The sequence below is a fragment of the Bradyrhizobium sp. 192 genome (assembly GCF_023100965.1).
Taxonomy (GTDB): domain Bacteria; phylum Pseudomonadota; class Alphaproteobacteria; order Rhizobiales; family Xanthobacteraceae; genus Bradyrhizobium; species Bradyrhizobium symbiodeficiens.
Window position 1 is genome coordinate 7,879,062 of record NZ_CP064690.1, and the last position, 14,908, is coordinate 7,893,969.

13 protein-coding genes are annotated in these 14,908 nt (G+C 64.2%); 3 read left to right on the forward strand and 10 right to left on the reverse strand.

The features are described 5' to 3' along the window. Positions 1 to 2: 2 nt before the first annotated feature. Positions 3 to 1,613 (forward strand): MDR family MFS transporter, encoded by a 1,611-nt coding sequence (locus IVB24_RS37030; protein WP_247771510.1) that lies wholly within the window; start codon positions 3 to 5, stop codon positions 1,611 to 1,613. A 29-nt stretch (positions 1,614 to 1,642) separates the two neighbouring features. Next, positions 1,643 to 2,104: a carboxymuconolactone decarboxylase family protein gene (locus tag IVB24_RS37035; RefSeq protein WP_094973156.1), complete on the forward strand. Its 462-nt coding sequence runs from the start codon at positions 1,643 to 1,645 to the stop codon at positions 2,102 to 2,104. A 131-nt stretch (positions 2,105 to 2,235) separates the two neighbouring features. On the opposite strand, the gene IVB24_RS37040 is transcribed toward IVB24_RS37035, so the two are convergent. The 6 genes from IVB24_RS37040 to IVB24_RS37065 all read right to left on the reverse strand — a co-directional run bounded on the left by IVB24_RS37040 (position 2,236) and on the right by IVB24_RS37065 (position 7,974). After that, a complete protein-coding gene (locus tag IVB24_RS37040; RefSeq protein ID WP_247771511.1) occupies positions 2,236 to 3,096 on the reverse strand; it encodes a D-amino-acid transaminase in 861 nt (286 codons plus the stop codon). A 189-nt stretch (positions 3,097 to 3,285) separates the two neighbouring features. Next, positions 3,286 to 4,017 (reverse strand): amino acid ABC transporter ATP-binding protein, encoded by a 732-nt coding sequence (locus tag IVB24_RS37045; protein ID WP_094973158.1) that lies wholly within the window; start codon positions 4,015 to 4,017, stop codon positions 3,286 to 3,288. A gap of 12 nt (positions 4,018 to 4,029) precedes the next feature. After that, the gene (locus IVB24_RS37050) at positions 4,030 to 4,722 is read right to left on the reverse strand and encodes an ABC transporter permease subunit (RefSeq protein WP_094973159.1); all 693 of its coding nucleotides are present in this window, start codon (positions 4,720 to 4,722) and stop codon (positions 4,030 to 4,032) included. Positions 4,723 to 4,724: 2 nt separating this feature from the next. After that, the gene (locus IVB24_RS37055) at positions 4,725 to 5,456 is read right to left on the reverse strand and encodes an amino acid ABC transporter permease (RefSeq protein ID WP_094973160.1); all 732 of its coding nucleotides are present in this window, start codon (positions 5,454 to 5,456) and stop codon (positions 4,725 to 4,727) included. A gap of 119 nt (positions 5,457 to 5,575) precedes the next feature. Next, positions 5,576 to 6,487, reverse strand: a complete 912-nt coding sequence (locus IVB24_RS37060) for an amino acid ABC transporter substrate-binding protein (protein WP_094973161.1) — start codon at positions 6,485 to 6,487, stop codon at positions 5,576 to 5,578. Positions 6,488 to 6,588: 101 nt separating this feature from the next. Next, positions 6,589 to 7,974 (reverse strand): M20 family metallopeptidase, encoded by a 1,386-nt coding sequence (locus tag IVB24_RS37065; RefSeq protein ID WP_140482659.1) that lies wholly within the window; start codon positions 7,972 to 7,974, stop codon positions 6,589 to 6,591. Positions 7,975 to 8,238: 264 nt separating this feature from the next. Between IVB24_RS37065 and IVB24_RS37070 the strand changes: the two genes are divergently transcribed. Next, on the forward strand, positions 8,239 to 9,618 hold the full coding sequence (locus tag IVB24_RS37070; protein WP_166477002.1) for an LLM class flavin-dependent oxidoreductase: 1,380 nt from the start codon (positions 8,239 to 8,241) through the stop codon (positions 9,616 to 9,618). Positions 9,619 to 9,621: 3 nt separating this feature from the next. On the opposite strand, the gene IVB24_RS37075 is transcribed toward IVB24_RS37070, so the two are convergent. From IVB24_RS37075 to IVB24_RS37090, 4 genes are all read right to left on the reverse strand, one after another. Next, a complete protein-coding gene (locus IVB24_RS37075) occupies positions 9,622 to 11,283 on the reverse strand; it encodes a thiamine pyrophosphate-binding protein (RefSeq protein ID WP_247771512.1) in 1,662 nt (553 codons plus the stop codon). Between the two features lie 187 nt (positions 11,284 to 11,470). Next, complete coding sequence (locus tag IVB24_RS37080; RefSeq protein WP_247771513.1) at positions 11,471 to 11,974, reverse strand: GFA family protein; 504 nt, start codon at positions 11,972 to 11,974, stop codon at positions 11,471 to 11,473. A 155-nt stretch (positions 11,975 to 12,129) separates the two neighbouring features. After that, the gene (locus IVB24_RS37085; RefSeq protein WP_247771514.1) at positions 12,130 to 13,257 is read right to left on the reverse strand and encodes an alkene reductase; all 1,128 of its coding nucleotides are present in this window, start codon (positions 13,255 to 13,257) and stop codon (positions 12,130 to 12,132) included. 120 nt (positions 13,258 to 13,377) lie between these two features. Next, a complete protein-coding gene (locus IVB24_RS37090; RefSeq protein ID WP_247771515.1) occupies positions 13,378 to 14,874 on the reverse strand; it encodes an aldehyde dehydrogenase family protein in 1,497 nt (498 codons plus the stop codon). Between the last annotated feature and the right edge of the window lie 34 nt (positions 14,875 to 14,908).

Sequence of the window (14,908 nt, forward strand, 5' to 3'; positions counted from 1 at the left end):
CCATGAGCACGCTCCAACCCACTGTAAACGCCGCCGCGCGTGTCCCAGCTCCCACTGCGCCCGCCGCTCCGGCGGTATCCGCAAAAACCTGGGTCGCGGTGATCGGTGCAACGCTCGGCGCCTTCATGGCTGTGCTGAACATCCAGATCGTCAACGCTTCGCTCGCCGACATCCAGGGCGCGATCGGCGCCGGAATCGATGACGGCGGCTGGATCTCGACCTCCTATCTGATCGCGGAAATCGTGGTGATCCCGCTCTCGGGCTGGCTGGCGCAGGTGTTCTCGATCCGGATTTATCTTCTGACCAACGCGGTCCTGTTCCTGGTTCTCTCGGCGGCCTGCGCGCTTGCACAGGATCTGTCGCAGATGATCGTACTGCGCGCCGTGCAGGGATTTACCGGCGGCGTGCTGATTCCGATGGCGTTCACGCTGATCATCACGCTGCTGCCGCGCGCAAAACAGCCGGTCGGCCTCGCGCTGTTCGCACTGTCGGCGACGTTCGCGCCCGCGATCGGCCCGACCATCGGCGGCTATCTCACCGAGAATTTCGGCTGGGAATACATCTTCTACGTCAACCTCATCCCCGGCGCGGTGATGGTCGGCATGCTCTGGTACGCGCTCGACGCCAAGCCGATGAAGCTGGCGCTGCTGCGCGAGGGCGACTGGGCCGGCATCGTCACCATGGCGATCGGCCTCTCCGCGCTTCAGACCGTGCTGGAGGAAGGCAACAAGGACGACTGGCTCGGTTCGCCCTTCATCGTCAAGCTCAGCGTGATCGCGGCCGTCGCGCTGACCGCGTTCCTGATCATCGAGCTCACGGTGAAGAAGCCGCTGCTCAACCTGCGCCTGCTGGTCCGCCGTAATTTCGGCTTCGGCATGCTCGCCAACTTCCTGCTCGGCATCGCGCTCTACGGCTCGGTCTTCATCCTGCCGCAATATCTGTCGCGCATCCAGGGCTACAATTCCGAGCAGATCGGCATGGTGCTGGCCTGGACCGGATTGCCGCAGCTGCTGCTGATTCCGCTGGTGCCGCGCCTGATGCAAAAATTCGATGCGCGGATCATCATCGGCATCGGTTTCGTGCTGTTCGCGGCTTCCAATTTCATGAACATCCATATGACCAGCGACTACGCCGCCGACCAGCTGCTGTGGCCCAACGTCGTGCGCGCCGTCGGGCAGGCGCTGGTGATGGCGCCGCTGTCGGCGGTCGCGACAGCAGGCATCGAAGCGGAGAACGCGGGCTCGGCCTCCGGCCTGTTCAACATGATGCGCAATCTCGGCGGCGCCGTCGGCATCGCGCTGCTCCAGACCGTGCTGACCAAGCGCGAGCAGTATCACTCCAACGTGCTGATGCAATCGGTCTCGGTGTTCGAGCAGGCGACGCGCAACCGGCTGGAGCAGCTGACGCAATATTTCGTCAATCACGGCATCCTCGACCGTGCGGACGCGGCGCATCGCGCCTATGTCGCGATTGGCCATACCGTGCAGAAGCAGGCCTATATCTTGGCCTTCAGCGACACGTTTTATCTGCTCGGCGTGGCGCTGATCGTCGCGCTCGCCGCGGTCCTGTTCCTGAAGAAGCCCGGCCAGACCTCGGCCGGTGGCGCTCACTGACCTCACCCCAGCAAGCAAGGAGAACGACCATGAAGCCCCGCATGAATTTCTACCAGGCCGCACCCGACACGATGAAAGCGCTGATGGCGCTGGAGACGCAGATCCAGTCCACGGGACTGGAGAAATCGCTGATCGAAATCGTCAAGATCCGCGCGTCGCAAATCAACGGCTGCGCCTTCTGCATCAACATGCACACCGAGGACGCCCGCAAGCGCGGCGAGACCGAGCAGCGCATCTACCTGCTCGACGCCTGGCGCGAATCCCCGCTCTACACCGATCGCGAACGCGCCGCGCTGGCCTGGACGGAATCGGTCACGCTGATCTCGCAGACGCATGCGCCTGATGACGTCTACGAGCAGGTCCGCGCGCAGTTCTCCGAGGAAGAAACGGTGAATCTGACCATGCTGATCGGCGCCATCAACGCCTGGAACAGGATCGCGATCGCGTTTCGCGCGGTCCATCCGGTGAAGGTGAAGGCGTCGGCGGCGTGAGCCAACCACAACCACAGTCTTGTAGGGTGGGCAAAGCGAAAGCGTGCCCACCTTCTGTGGCTACCAGGAGAGAAGACGTGGGCACGGCGCGAGGCGCCTTTTGCCCACCCTACGACAACAGAGTACGCGCCTCAGACCGCCGTCGCCTTGGCGAACTCCACGTAGATCTCGCGGAGCCGCGTCGCCATCGGGCCGGGCTTGCCATCGCCGATCTTCTTGCCGTCGACGGCGACCACCGGCTGGACGAACGAGGATGCGCTCGTGATGAACGCTTCCTTGGCGGCGTGCGCTTCGGCGACCGTGAAGGAACGCTCCTCGACGCGGAGCTGACGTTCCTCGGCGAGCGCGATCACGGCCTTGCGGGTGCAGCCCGGCAGGATCGCGTTGGAGTTCTGGCGGGTGACGATGACATCGTCCTTGGTCAGGATGAACGCCGTGGACGAGCCACCCTCGGTGACATAGCCATCCTGCAGCATCCAGGCCTCGCCGGCGCCGGCTTCGGCCGCGGCCTGCTTCGCCAGCACCTGCGCGAGCAGTGCGACGCTCTTGATGTCGCGCCGCTCCCAGCGGATATCGGGCACGGTGATCACGTTGATGCCGGTCTTTGCGACCGGAGTATTGATGATATCCTTCTCCGAGGTGAACATCACCAGGCTCGATTTAACGTCAGCCTTGGGGAACGGGAAGTCGCGGCCCTTGTCGGCGCCGCGGGTCACCTGAAGATACACCAGGCCGTTCTCGACCTTGTTGCGCGCGATCAATTCCTTCTGAATCTCGGTGATGCGCTCGAGCGTCTCCGGCAGCTTCAGCTTGATCTCGCCGACCGATCGCTCCAGACGCGCAAGATGCGAGGCGTTGTCGACCAGCTTGCCGTCAAGCACGGCCGAGACCTCATAGATGCCGTCGGCGAACAGGAAACCACGATCGAGCACCGAGATTTTGGCGTCCGAGAGCGGGACGAATGAGCCGTTGACGTAGGCGATCGGGTCCAAGGCAGGTCTCCTGGGGGGAATAGGGATTTGGCGCGGTTATACGCCGATTGAGGGGCGTCGGGCACCCTCGTTTCGTCATTCCGGGGCATTCGCGCAGCGAATGAGCCCGAAATCCATTCCACTCCGCGTGCTGCCGCCCGATGGATTCCGGGCCTGCGCCTTCGGCGCATCCCGGAATGACGGCGGGAATTAATGCGACAATATCTTCGACAAGAACTTTTGCGCGCGGTCGCTGCGCGGCTTGCCGAAGAAGTCCTCCTTCGCCGCGTCCTCGACGATCTCGCCGCGGTCCATGAAGATCACGCGATTGGCCACTTTGCGGGCAAAGCCCATCTCGTGGGTGACAACCATCATGGTCATGCCTTCATGAGCGAGGTCCACCATGACGTCGAGCACCTCGCTGACCATTTCCGGGTCGAGCGCCGAGGTCGGCTCGTCGAACAACATGACGATCGGATCCATGGCGAGCGCACGGGCAATCGCAACGCGCTGCTGCTGGCCGCCGGACAGGTTCGCGGGATACTTTTGGGCCTGTTCCTTGAGGCCAACACGCTCCAGCAGTTGCATGCCTTTCGCCATCGCCTTGTCGCGCGACCGGTCGAGCACCTTCTGCTGCGCAAGGCAGAGATTGTCGATGATCTTCAGATGCGGGAACAGCTCGAAGTGCTGGAACACCATGCCGACGCGCGAGCGCAGCTTGGGCAGATTGGTCCTGGGGTCGTTGACCTTGGTGCCGTCGACGCTGATGTCGCCGCTCTGGAACGGCTCCAGCGCATTGACGCATTTGATCAGGGTCGACTTGCCCGAGCCCGAGGGGCCGCAGACCACCACGACCTCACCCTTGGTGACGCTGGTTGTGCAATCGGTCAGCACCTGGAAGCTCGGGCTGTACCATTTGTTGACGTGGCTGATTTCGATCATGACGGACACGCTCTATCGAATGATGGCGATGCGCGCCTGAAGGCGACGGACGCCGAAGGACGCGATACAGGAAATGGTGAAGTAGACGACCGCTGCGAACAGGTACATTTCGACGAGACGCCCGTCGCGCTGCGCAACCTTGCTTGCCGCGCCCAGGAAGTCCGTGATCGACAGGACGTAGACCAGCGAAGTGTCCTGGAACAGCACGATGGTCTGCGTGATCAGCACCGGCAGCATGTTGCGGAAGGCTTGCGGCAACACGACGTAGCGCATGGTCTGGGCGTAGGTCAGCCCGAGCGCGTTGGCCGCGGCCGGCTGGCCGCGCGAGATCGACTGGATGCCGGCGCGCATGATCTCGGAGAAGTATGCTGCCTCGAACATGATGAAGGTGATGAGGCAGGATGCGAAGGCGCCGACGCTGATCGGGCGCGAGGCGCCAGTCAGCCATTGCCCGATATAGGGCACCAGGAAGTAGAACCAGAAGATGACCAGCACCAGCGGCAGCGAGCGCATGAAGTCGACATAGACGCCGGCAATGCGCCCGAGGATCTTGTAGCCGGACAAGCGCATCAGCGCGAGCGCCGTGCCGAAGACCAGGCCGCCGAGGGCTGCAAGCGCCGTCAGCGTAAGCGTGAACGTCATGCCCTCGTAGAACAGATAAGGCAGCGCACGGCGGATGACGTCGAAATCGAGGTTGGAGAACATCGCTATTTCCCCGTGATGTAGCCGGGGATCGCGACCCAGCGTTCGAGGAAGCGCATCGCCGTCACGACCACGGCATTGACGAGGAGGTACAGGATCGTCGCGGCAGTGAAGGCCTCGAACACCTGGAACGAGAATTCCTGCATCGAGCGCGCCTGCCCGGTCAGCTCGAGCAGGCCGATCGTGATCGCGACGGCCGTATTCTTGATGGTGTTGAGGAATTCGGAGGTGAGCGGCGGCAGGATGATGCGGAACGCCATCGGCAGCAGCACGTAGCGATAGGCCTGCACGGTGGTGAGGCCCAGCGCAGTGGCCGCCATCTTCTGCCCTCGCGGCAGCGAGCCGATACCGGCCTGCAGCTGAACGGCCACGCGCGCCGACATGAAGAAGCCGATGCCGATCGCGGCCGTCCAGAACGGCGCGTTCGGGAGTTGCTTCAGCCAGGTACCGGCAGCCTTGGGCAGCAACTCCGGCAGCACGAAGAACCACAGGAACAGCTGCACGAGCAGCGGCATGTTGCGGAAGAATTCGACCCAGCAGAAGCCGAACCAGTCCGCGCCCCGGGAGGGAAGCGTGCGCATGACGCCGACGAGCGAGCCGAAGATCAGCGCGATGATCCAGGCGAGCGCGGCCGTCTTAAGGGTCAGCACCAGTCCCGACAGCAGCATGTCGAGATAGGTGCCCGTCCCCATCGGGTTCGGCTGGAAAAAGATTCCCCAGTTCCAGTTATAGTTCACGTGTCCCCCGCGCGAACGCGCCACTGATAGAGATTGTCCCGGCGCCTATGCAAATGTCCGGCCACCCCTGTGTCAAGAGTGGCCGGACATGATCCCGATCGAAAGATCGAGGTTGTATCTTACTTGTAGTCGTCCGGGTTCGGCGAATCCGTGGGCTTCGCGAACTCGTTCTTCAGCTCGGGCGAAATCGGGCTGTTGAGGTTGAGGCCCTTCGGCGGGATCTTCTGGGTGAACCACTTGTCGTAGATCTTCTGGCCCTCGCCCGAGGTGTAGAGCGCGGCAGTCGCGGCATCGACCACCTTCTTGAACGGCGCGTCGTCCTTGCGCAGCATGATGCCGTAGGGCTCGGGCTTGGAGAACGCGTCCTTGGAGATGACGTAGTCGGCCGGCGACTTCGAGCCGGCCACGAGGCTCGCGAGCAGGATGTCGTCCATCACGAAGGCGACCGCACGGTCGGTCTCGACCATCAGGAAGGCTTCAGCATGGTCCTTGGCCGGGATGATGTTGGCGCCGAGCTTTTTCTCGACGTTGGCCTCGGTGAGCTGCTTGATGTTCGTGGTGCCGGCGGTGGAGACCACCGTCTTGCCCTTGAGGTCGTCGATCGACTTCAGGCCGCTCGACTTCTTGAAGACGTAGCGGCTGGCGGTCAGGAAGTGGGTGTTGGTGAAGGCAACCTGCTTCTGGCGCTCGGCATTGTTGGTGGTCGAGCCGCATTCGAGGTCGATGGTGCCGTTGGCCATCAGCGGGATACGGGTCGCCGACGTCACCGGGTTGAGCTTGACCTCGAGCTTGTCGAGCTTGAGCTCCTTCTTCACGGCGTCGACGATCTTGTAGCAGATGTCCATCGCGAATCCGACGGGCTTCTGGTTGTCGTCGAGATAGGAGAACGGGATCGAGGAGTCGCGGAAGCCCAGCGTGATGGCGCCGGTGTCCTTGATGTTCTTCAGCGTGCCTGTCAGCTCCTGGGCCCCGGCCTGGCTGACGGCGAAGGTCGCGGCGAGCGCAAGCCCGATGCTACGAAAATGTTTCACTTTTTTGGTCCCCTTTCAGGATGATGCGGCCCGGATGCAAGCACAGATTGGGCCAGATTAGAATGTGACTTTCGGCTGGCTTGTGGCTCAGGTTAATGGGCTCAGGTCAGCGGCTTGGGTAATTCCCCGAGATCCCAGAACAGCCCGGCCATCACCGTCAAGGCTTCTTCCGTCAGAGGCAGCAGGATGTGCTCATTGGGCGCATGCTGGGAGCAGCCGGGATAGGAATGCGGGACCCAGATCGTCGGCAGACCCAGGATCTCGGAGAACACGTCGTTGGGCAGCGAGCCGCCGAAGTTCGGCAGCACCGCCGGCAGCTTGCCGGTGGTCTCTTTCACCGAATCCGCCGCCCATTTGATCCAGGGGCTGTCGAAATCGGTGCGCGAGGCGGCAAAGCTCTGCGCCGCCCGCACCTCGACCATCGGAAAGCCCTTCTGGACAAGATGCGCGCGGATCGCCTCGATCAGGCCGCCGACCTCGGTGCCGACCACGAAACGCAGTTGCAGCACGGCATTGGCATGGCCCGGAATGGCGTTGGCCGGCTTCTCGATATTGCCCGACGACATCGCCAGCACTTCCAGCGTATTCCAGGCATAGAGCCGTTCGGCCGCCGACAGACCCTCCTCGCCCCAGTTCTCCGCCAGCGCCGGCTCGTCCTCGGTCGGGACCACCTGCACGTCGGCGAGATAGGAGCGGATCTGGTTGGTGAGGCGCGGCGGCTTCAGCGCATCGAGCTGAAGACGACCGTGGCCGTCGACCAGCGTCGAGATGGCGTTGACCAGGATGGTTGCGGGGTTGGCCAGCACGCCGCCCCAATTGCCGGAATGATGGCCGCCATCGCGCAGGTTCACATCGAGATGAATGCGGATGCCGCCGCGGCATCCCAGGAACAGCGTCGGGCGGTCGGCGGACAAACGGGGCCCGTCGGAGGCCATGAACAGATCGGCCTTGAGCGCGTCGCGATTGAGGTCGCAGACCTTGCCGAGATCGGGCGAGCCGATCTCCTCGCCCATTTCGACGATGAACTTGGCGTTAAAGCCGAGCTTGCCGCCACGGGCGTCGCGCACCGCGCGGAGTGCCGCCATGTTGATGCTGTGCTGGCCCTTGTTGTCGGCGGTGCCGCGGCCATACAGCCGGTTGCCCGCAACCGTCGTGCGCCAGGGATCGCGGCCGTCGCGCCACTCGCCTTCCATACCGTCGACGACATCGCCATGGCCGTAGATCAGCACGGTCGGTGCTGAGCCGCTTTCGAGATGCTCGGCGAACAGGAACGGCGACTTGCCGCTGGGGGACTCGACGATGCGGCTGGTGAAATCGAGCGCGGCAAACGCCGGCTGCATCTCCTGTTCCAGATAGGCGCGCAGCTCGGGGCCACGCGACGGATTCTGGCTTTCGGTCTGATAAGCGACGCGGCGGTCGAGTTCAGCGAGGAACGCGCCGGATTTGAAGTCGTCCCGGGCGCGGGCGATGGCGTCGGCTCTGGTCATTGCTTTTCGTTTTCAAGGTCTCGAGGCGAGCGAACCTAGCGGGCTACACTGGCCGTCGAAAGTGGCGGGGAGTTGGATAGTTCTTGTAATTCTCTTGTACTTCTCTTGGGATTTCGTTCTTGCTCTCTTGAGATTGGCTTGCCAAAGGCGGGAGCCCGCTGATTTTGGCCTTGCCAAGCGCAGCTTATATGCAAGAACTTCGCCAAGTTCGGGCGCACATCTACCATTCGAAGAGCGCTCGGTATAGAGCGCCGGGGAACGATCATGGCCAAGCAGATCAGGCTCAACGCCTTTGCGATGAATTGCGTCGCGCACCAGTCGCCGGGCTTATGGACCCATCCACGCGACCGTACCGCCGAGTATAACCGCCTGCCCTACTGGATCGATCTCGCCAAGACGCTGGAGCGCGGGCGTTTCGACGGTTTGTTCCTGGCCGACGTGCTCGGGGTCTACGACGTCTATGGCAACAGCCCCGACGCGGCCCTGCGCAACGCCGCTCAGACGCCGTCGAACGAGCCGCTGCTGCTGCTCTCGGCAATGGCCGCAGTGACGAAAAACCTCGGCTTCGGCGTGACCAGCAATCTCTCCTTCGAACCGCCCTATCCGTTCGCGCGGCGGATGTCGACGCTGGACCATCTCACCGAAGGCCGGATCGGCTGGAACGTCGTCACCGGCTATCTCGACAGCGCCGCGCGAGGTGCCGGCAAGGACAAGCAGACCGGCCACGACGACCGCTACGACATCGCGGACGAATACATGGAGGTCGTCTACAAGCTCTGGGAAGGGAGCTGGGAGGACGACGCCGTGCTGCGCGACCGCAAGCGCGGCATCTTCACCGATCCCAGCAAGGTTCACCGCATCAATCACGAGAGCGCGAACTACCGCATCAACAACACCATCCATCTCAGCGAGCCGTCGCCGCAACGAACGCCGGTGCTGTACCAGGCCGGCACCTCGCCGCGCGGCCGGCAGTTCGCGGCCAAGCATGCCGAATGCGTGTTCATGTCGGGACCGTCGGCAAAGATCATCGCGCCGCGCGTCTCAGCGATCCGCCAGGAGGCCGCCGCACTCGGCCGCGATCCCGCGGGAATCCTGATGTTCAACATGATGACGATCATCCTCGGCAACACGGAAGCAGAGGCTGCGGCGAAATATGCCGACTACCGCTCGCATATCAATCCGGAAGGCGCGCTCGCGCTGATGTCGGGATGGACCGGCATCGACTTCTCCGGCTACGAGCTCGACCAGGAGGTCCGCCACGTCCAGAACGATGCCGGCCGCAGCGCCCTCGATAACGTCACCCGGGGCGACCCCGACCGCGTCTGGACCGTGCGCGACGTCATCGAGCATGTCGGCATCGGCGGCGCCGGCCCCGTCGTGGTCGGCACGCCGGAGAGCGTCGCCGACAAGATCGAGGACTGGTTCGAGAAGACCGATGTCGACGGCCTCAATGTCGCGTTTGCGGTCTCGCCCGGCGATTTCGAGGATATCGCCGACATGCTGGTGCCGGAGCTGACCAAGCGCGGACGGTACAAGCCGGAATACGCAAAGGGCACGCTGCGGGAGAAGCTGTTCGGCGATGGCCGCGCACGGCTCGACGCGCCACATCCCGCGGCGGGATATCGGGTGGGGAAGACGGGGTAGAGCCTACACTTTCCCGTCCACCATCACCTCGATCAGCTTCGTCCCCGGCCGGCCAAACGCCGACGCCAGCGTCGCCTTCAACTCGCGGGGATCGTTCACCTTGATCGCCTCGCAGCCGAGCGCCCTGGCAACGCCGGCGAAATCCACGGGCGGATCGATAAAATCCATGCCGACATAATTGTCGTCGCCATGGAAGGCGAGCAGGCGCTGCTTGATGATGCGGTAGCCGCCATTGTTGGCGATGACGACGTTGAGCGGCAGCTTGTGATGCGCCGCGGTCCACAGCGACTGGATCGAATACATCGCGCTGCCGTCGCCCGAGAAGCACACCACGGGGCGATCCGGATTGGCGATGCTGGCGCCGACCGAGGCCGGCAGGCCCCAGCCGATGCCGCCTGAGGCAAGGCCGTGATAGCCGTAGCGATCGCGATGCGGTCGCAGCGCCGTCACCTGGCGGCTGGAGGTGAGGCCCTCGTCGACGAGGATCGCGTTGTCGGGCATGGCCTCGACCATCTGCAGCACCAGATAGTCCGGATCGATCGGCGTGCGGCTCGCGCTCTTGCCGATCTGCTCGATGAGCGCGGCGCGGCGTGCGGTCCAGTTCTTCGGCGCGAGCTCCGCGAGGCGCTGCCTCGCCCGGCTCGCGAGCGCGGCACCACCCATCTCCTTCAGCACCGGGATCAGCGCGCGCAGCGTTTCCTTCAGGTCCGCCTTCAGCGCGATCTCGGCGCCGTAGTTCTTGGCGATCTCCCAATCGACGAGACCGATCTGCACGATGCCGAGTCCGTCAGGCAGCGCATCGACCTCGCTGTAAACCGACATGCGCAAGGGATCGCCGCCGAGCGCAATCAGGAGGTCGTAGGGCGCCAGCGTGTCGCGCGCCACCTTCTGCACGCGTGCAAGCGTGCCGACGAAGCTCGGACTCTCCGAGAGGAAGTGCGAGCCATAGGGCGTCGAGGACTGGTAGGCGGCAGCTCCAAGCAGCTCTGCGAGTTCAGCCGCTTCCTTCAGCGCGTCGCTCTTCACCACCTCGTCCATGGTGACGATGACGGGGCGCTCCGCCTTCAGCAGCCGCGCGGCAAACGCCCTCAGCACCTCGTCCGATGGCCTTGTCCGCGCGTCGATGCGGGTGGAGCGGCCGAGATCGATGCCGGCTTCGCTATTCAGTATGTCGCCGGGCAGCGAGATGAACACCGGACCGGTCGGCGGCGTCGTCGCGATCTTGGCGGCACGGCGCACGATGCGCGGCAGGTCTTCCAGACGCGTCACCTCGACCGCCCATTTCACCAGCGGCTCGGCCATGCGCACCAGCGGACCGTAGAGCACCGGCTCCATCAGGCCGTGGCCCTGCTCCTGCTGGCCGGCCGTAAGAATCATCGGCGTGCCCGTGAACTGGGCGTTGTAGAGCGAGCCCATGGCGTTGCCGAGGCCGGGCGCGACATGGACGTTACAGGCGACGAGTTTTCCCGAGGCGCGGCTGTAGCCGTCGGCGATCGCGACCACCAGGCTCTCCTGCATCGCCATCACATAGGTGAGATCGGGATGGTCCTTCAACGCATGCATGATCGGCAGCTCGGTGGTGCCGGGGTTGCCGAACAGATGCGTGATGCCTTCATCCTTGAGCAGCGCGAGAAAGGCGGAGCGGCCGGTGATCTTGTTCTTCATGTTTCCTCCAGGAGCGGACGTTACCGCAAGGACGGAAGGCATGATGGACGAAGTCTTGGGAGGCGCGCAAGGAAGCGTGGTCATGGCTGCGTTGCGTGGGCGCGGCAAACTGCGCTCTCGTGTCCCGGACGCGCCGCAGCGCGCAGCGGTGCGGCGCGTCCGGGACACGAGAGCGGGGCGAACAGGGCTACATCTCCTCTCGCCCCAGTTCGAACGGGTCCTCGCCACTCGCCCGCTTCTTCTTTTTCGACCGCTGCCAGACCACGCCCGGAAACCCTTTCAGCGGCACCAGGGGCTCGCCGGTATAGGCCCATTCCTGCAGCTCCTCGATCGCGATGTGATAGAGCGGCTGACGGCCGGTGCGCTCCCTAAAGAGCGCACGGGGGATGTTGACCATGTGCGGACGGCGCGGACGTTCATAGGCAATCGGCGTGCCGCACTGCGAGCAGAAGCTGCGCGTGGTTTTGGTCGACTTGTCCTCGTAGCGGGTAAGAGCGGTCTTGCCGGACGTGATGCGAAAGCGCTTCTTCCAGCTGCCGACATAGGTGGCGTAGGCGGCACCATGAGCGCGGCGGCTGGCGGCCGAATGATCGTGCCAGGCCCAGCGCGCGGGAACGTCGATCTCGAAGGTGACCTTGCCGCAGAGGCATTGCCCGGTGGCGATCCCTGCGGCGGTGGCGAGTTTGGCCATGGTATCTCCCCGTCGTCATTGCGGGGACAACAATACATGATTGTCATTCCGGGGCGCGACGAAGTCGCGAACCCGGAATCCATCGCGCAGCAAACCAGGACGTGAAATGGATTCCGGGCTCGACGCTTCGCGTCGCCCCGGAATGACGGAGGGACTTACGCCGGCGTCAGTTCGTCATAAACTGGGTAATCCGTATACCCCTTCTCCTCGCCGCCGTAGAACGTCGCGCGATTGTACGGCGTGATCGGATAGTCGTGCTCCAGTCGCCGCGGCAGGTCCGGATTGGAGATGAAGATCCGGCCGAAGGCCATGATGTCGGCGTGGCCGTCGGCGATCGCCGCGTTCGCGGTCTCGCCGGTGAAGCCGCCGGCAGTCATCAGCACGCCGCTGTAGAGCGGACGGAACAGCACCATTGCCGACGGCACGTTCTGCCAGTTGACCTCGGCGCGACCCGAGCCGCTCGATCGCGGCTCGATGAAGTGCAGATAGGCGAGGCCGAGCTTGTCGAGGGCCTTCACCACATGGGTGTAGAGCGGCATCGGATCGGGCTCGCCGGAATCATTGGCGATGCCGTAGGGCGACAGCCGGACGGCGACGCGATTGGCACCCCAGACGTCGATCGCGGCCTGCGTAACTTCGAGCAGCAGCCGGGCGCGGTTCTCGATCGAACCGCCATATTGATCGGTGCGCTGGTTGCTGCGCGATTGAAGGAATTGCTCGAGCAGATAGCCGTTCGCGCCGTGGATTTCGACACCGTCGAAACCGGCGGCAAGTGCGTTCTTCGCGCCCTGCCGGAACGCCTCGACGATACCCTTGACTTCGTCCGTTTCCAGCGCGCGCGGCGTCTCATAGTCCGAGATCTTGCCGTCGGCCGTCATCGCCTTCATGCCCTCGGCCTTGATCGCGATGGCCGAGGCGGAAACAGGCAACTCGCCGCCGTGGAAGGAGGAATGCGAGACGCGGCCGACATGCCAGAGCTGGAGGAAGATGATGCCGCCCTTGGCGTGCACCGCATCCGTCACCTTGCGCCAGCCGGCGATCTGCGCGTCGGAATAGATGCCCGGCGTCGCCGGATTGCCGCGGCCCTGCGAGAGCACCGGCGAGGCTTCGGCGATGAGGAGGCCGCCTTGCGTCGCGCGCTGGCCGTAATATTCGGCGTTGAGCGGCCGCGGCGCAAAGCTCTCGCGCTCGGCCCGCATGCGCGTCAGCGGCGCAAGCGCGACGCGATGCGCAAGCTTGTACGGACCGACCTGCAACGGTCTAAACAACGCTTCGAATTTCATGCGGGCCCCGAATGTCTGTGAAAGGATGCGGATCATATAGCGTGGGGCGGCCACCGGAAAAGGCGCCGCCCCACGAAAAGCAGATATTCCCCCTCGCGGAACGCGGGGAGAAAACAGGCCTCAGGCCGTCTTGATCCAGACGGACTTCACGTTGAGATATTCCTCGACATGCTGCTTGCCGGACTCGCGGCCGTAGCCGCTCATCTTGTAGCCGCCGAAGGGCACGGCCGGGTCCATCGCCTGGTAGCAGTTCACCCACACCGAGCCGGCACGCAGCGACTTCGCGACCGCATGCGCCTTGCTGACGTCGCGCGTCCACAGGCCCGAGCCGAGGCCAAAGGTGGTGTTGTTGGCACGCTTGACCAGCTCGTCCATGTCCTTGAACGCGATCGCGGAGATGACGGGGCCGAAAATCTCCTCCTGCGCGATGCGCATGTTGTCCTGGACGCCCGCGAACACGGTCGGCGAGACGAAGAAGCCCTTCGACAGCGCGCCTTCGGTGACGCGGCCGCCGCCGGCGAGCGCCTTCGCGCCTTCCTTCTGGCCGATGTCGAGATAGCTGGTGACGCGCTCGAGCTGCTGCTCGGACACCAGCGGACCGATCTGCACGTTGGGATCGAGCCCGTTGCCGACCTGCAGCTTCTTGCCGAATTCGGCGACGCGGCCGACGAACTCCTCGTAGATCGACTGCTCGACGAACAGCCGCGTGCCGGCGCTGCAGATCTGGCCCGAATTGGCGAACACCGCCATCGCCGCACCCGGCACCGCGGCGTCGAGATCGGCATCCGCGAACACGATGTCCGGCGACTTGCCGCCGAGCTCGAGCGAGACGCGCTTGAGGTTGCCGGCGGACGCACGGATGATCGACTGCCCCGTGACGTGCGAGCCGGTGAAGGCGACCTTGTCGACGTCGTGGTGCGAGGCGAGCGCGGCGCCCGCGGTCTCGCCATAGCCGGGCACGACGTTGATGACGCCGGGCCGAATGCCCGCCTCCATCGCCAGCTCGGCGATGCGCAGCGAGGTCAGCGGCGCCTCTTCGGCGGGCTTGAGCACCACGGTGCAGCCGGTCGCGATCGCGGGGCCGATCTTCCAGATCGTCGCGGTGAGCGGCCCGTTCCAGGGAATGATGGCGCCGACGACGCCGATCGGTTCCTTCAGCGTGTAGGAGAAGATCTCGCCGGGCAGCGAGTTCTCGATGGTCTCGCCGTGGATCGCCGTGGTCTGGCCGGCATAATAGCGCAGCATGCCGACGGCGCGCAGGCGATAGGCGCGGGTGCGGCTGAGCGGCGCGCCCATGTCGAGCGTGTCGAGCTGCGACAATTCGTCGAAATTCTTCTCGACGAGGTCGGCGAGCTTGAGCAGCAGATTCTGCCGCTCGAACGGCTTGACCTTGCTCCAGGGGCCCTCGAAGGCGCGGCGGGCCGCGGCAACCGCACGATCGATGTCTTCCTTGTCGCCCTCGGCGACGGTTGCGAGCAATTCGCCGGTGGCAGGGTTATGAGTCTCGAAGCGCTTGCCTGAGGCGGCATCGATCCACTTACCGTCGATCAGCATCTGCTTGTAGGACCCGTTGGCGAACGGATGGCGCGTGATCGGAATAGCCTGCGACACAGCCATGGCTGCACTCCCTGTCAGGTGTTTGATTGGTTCG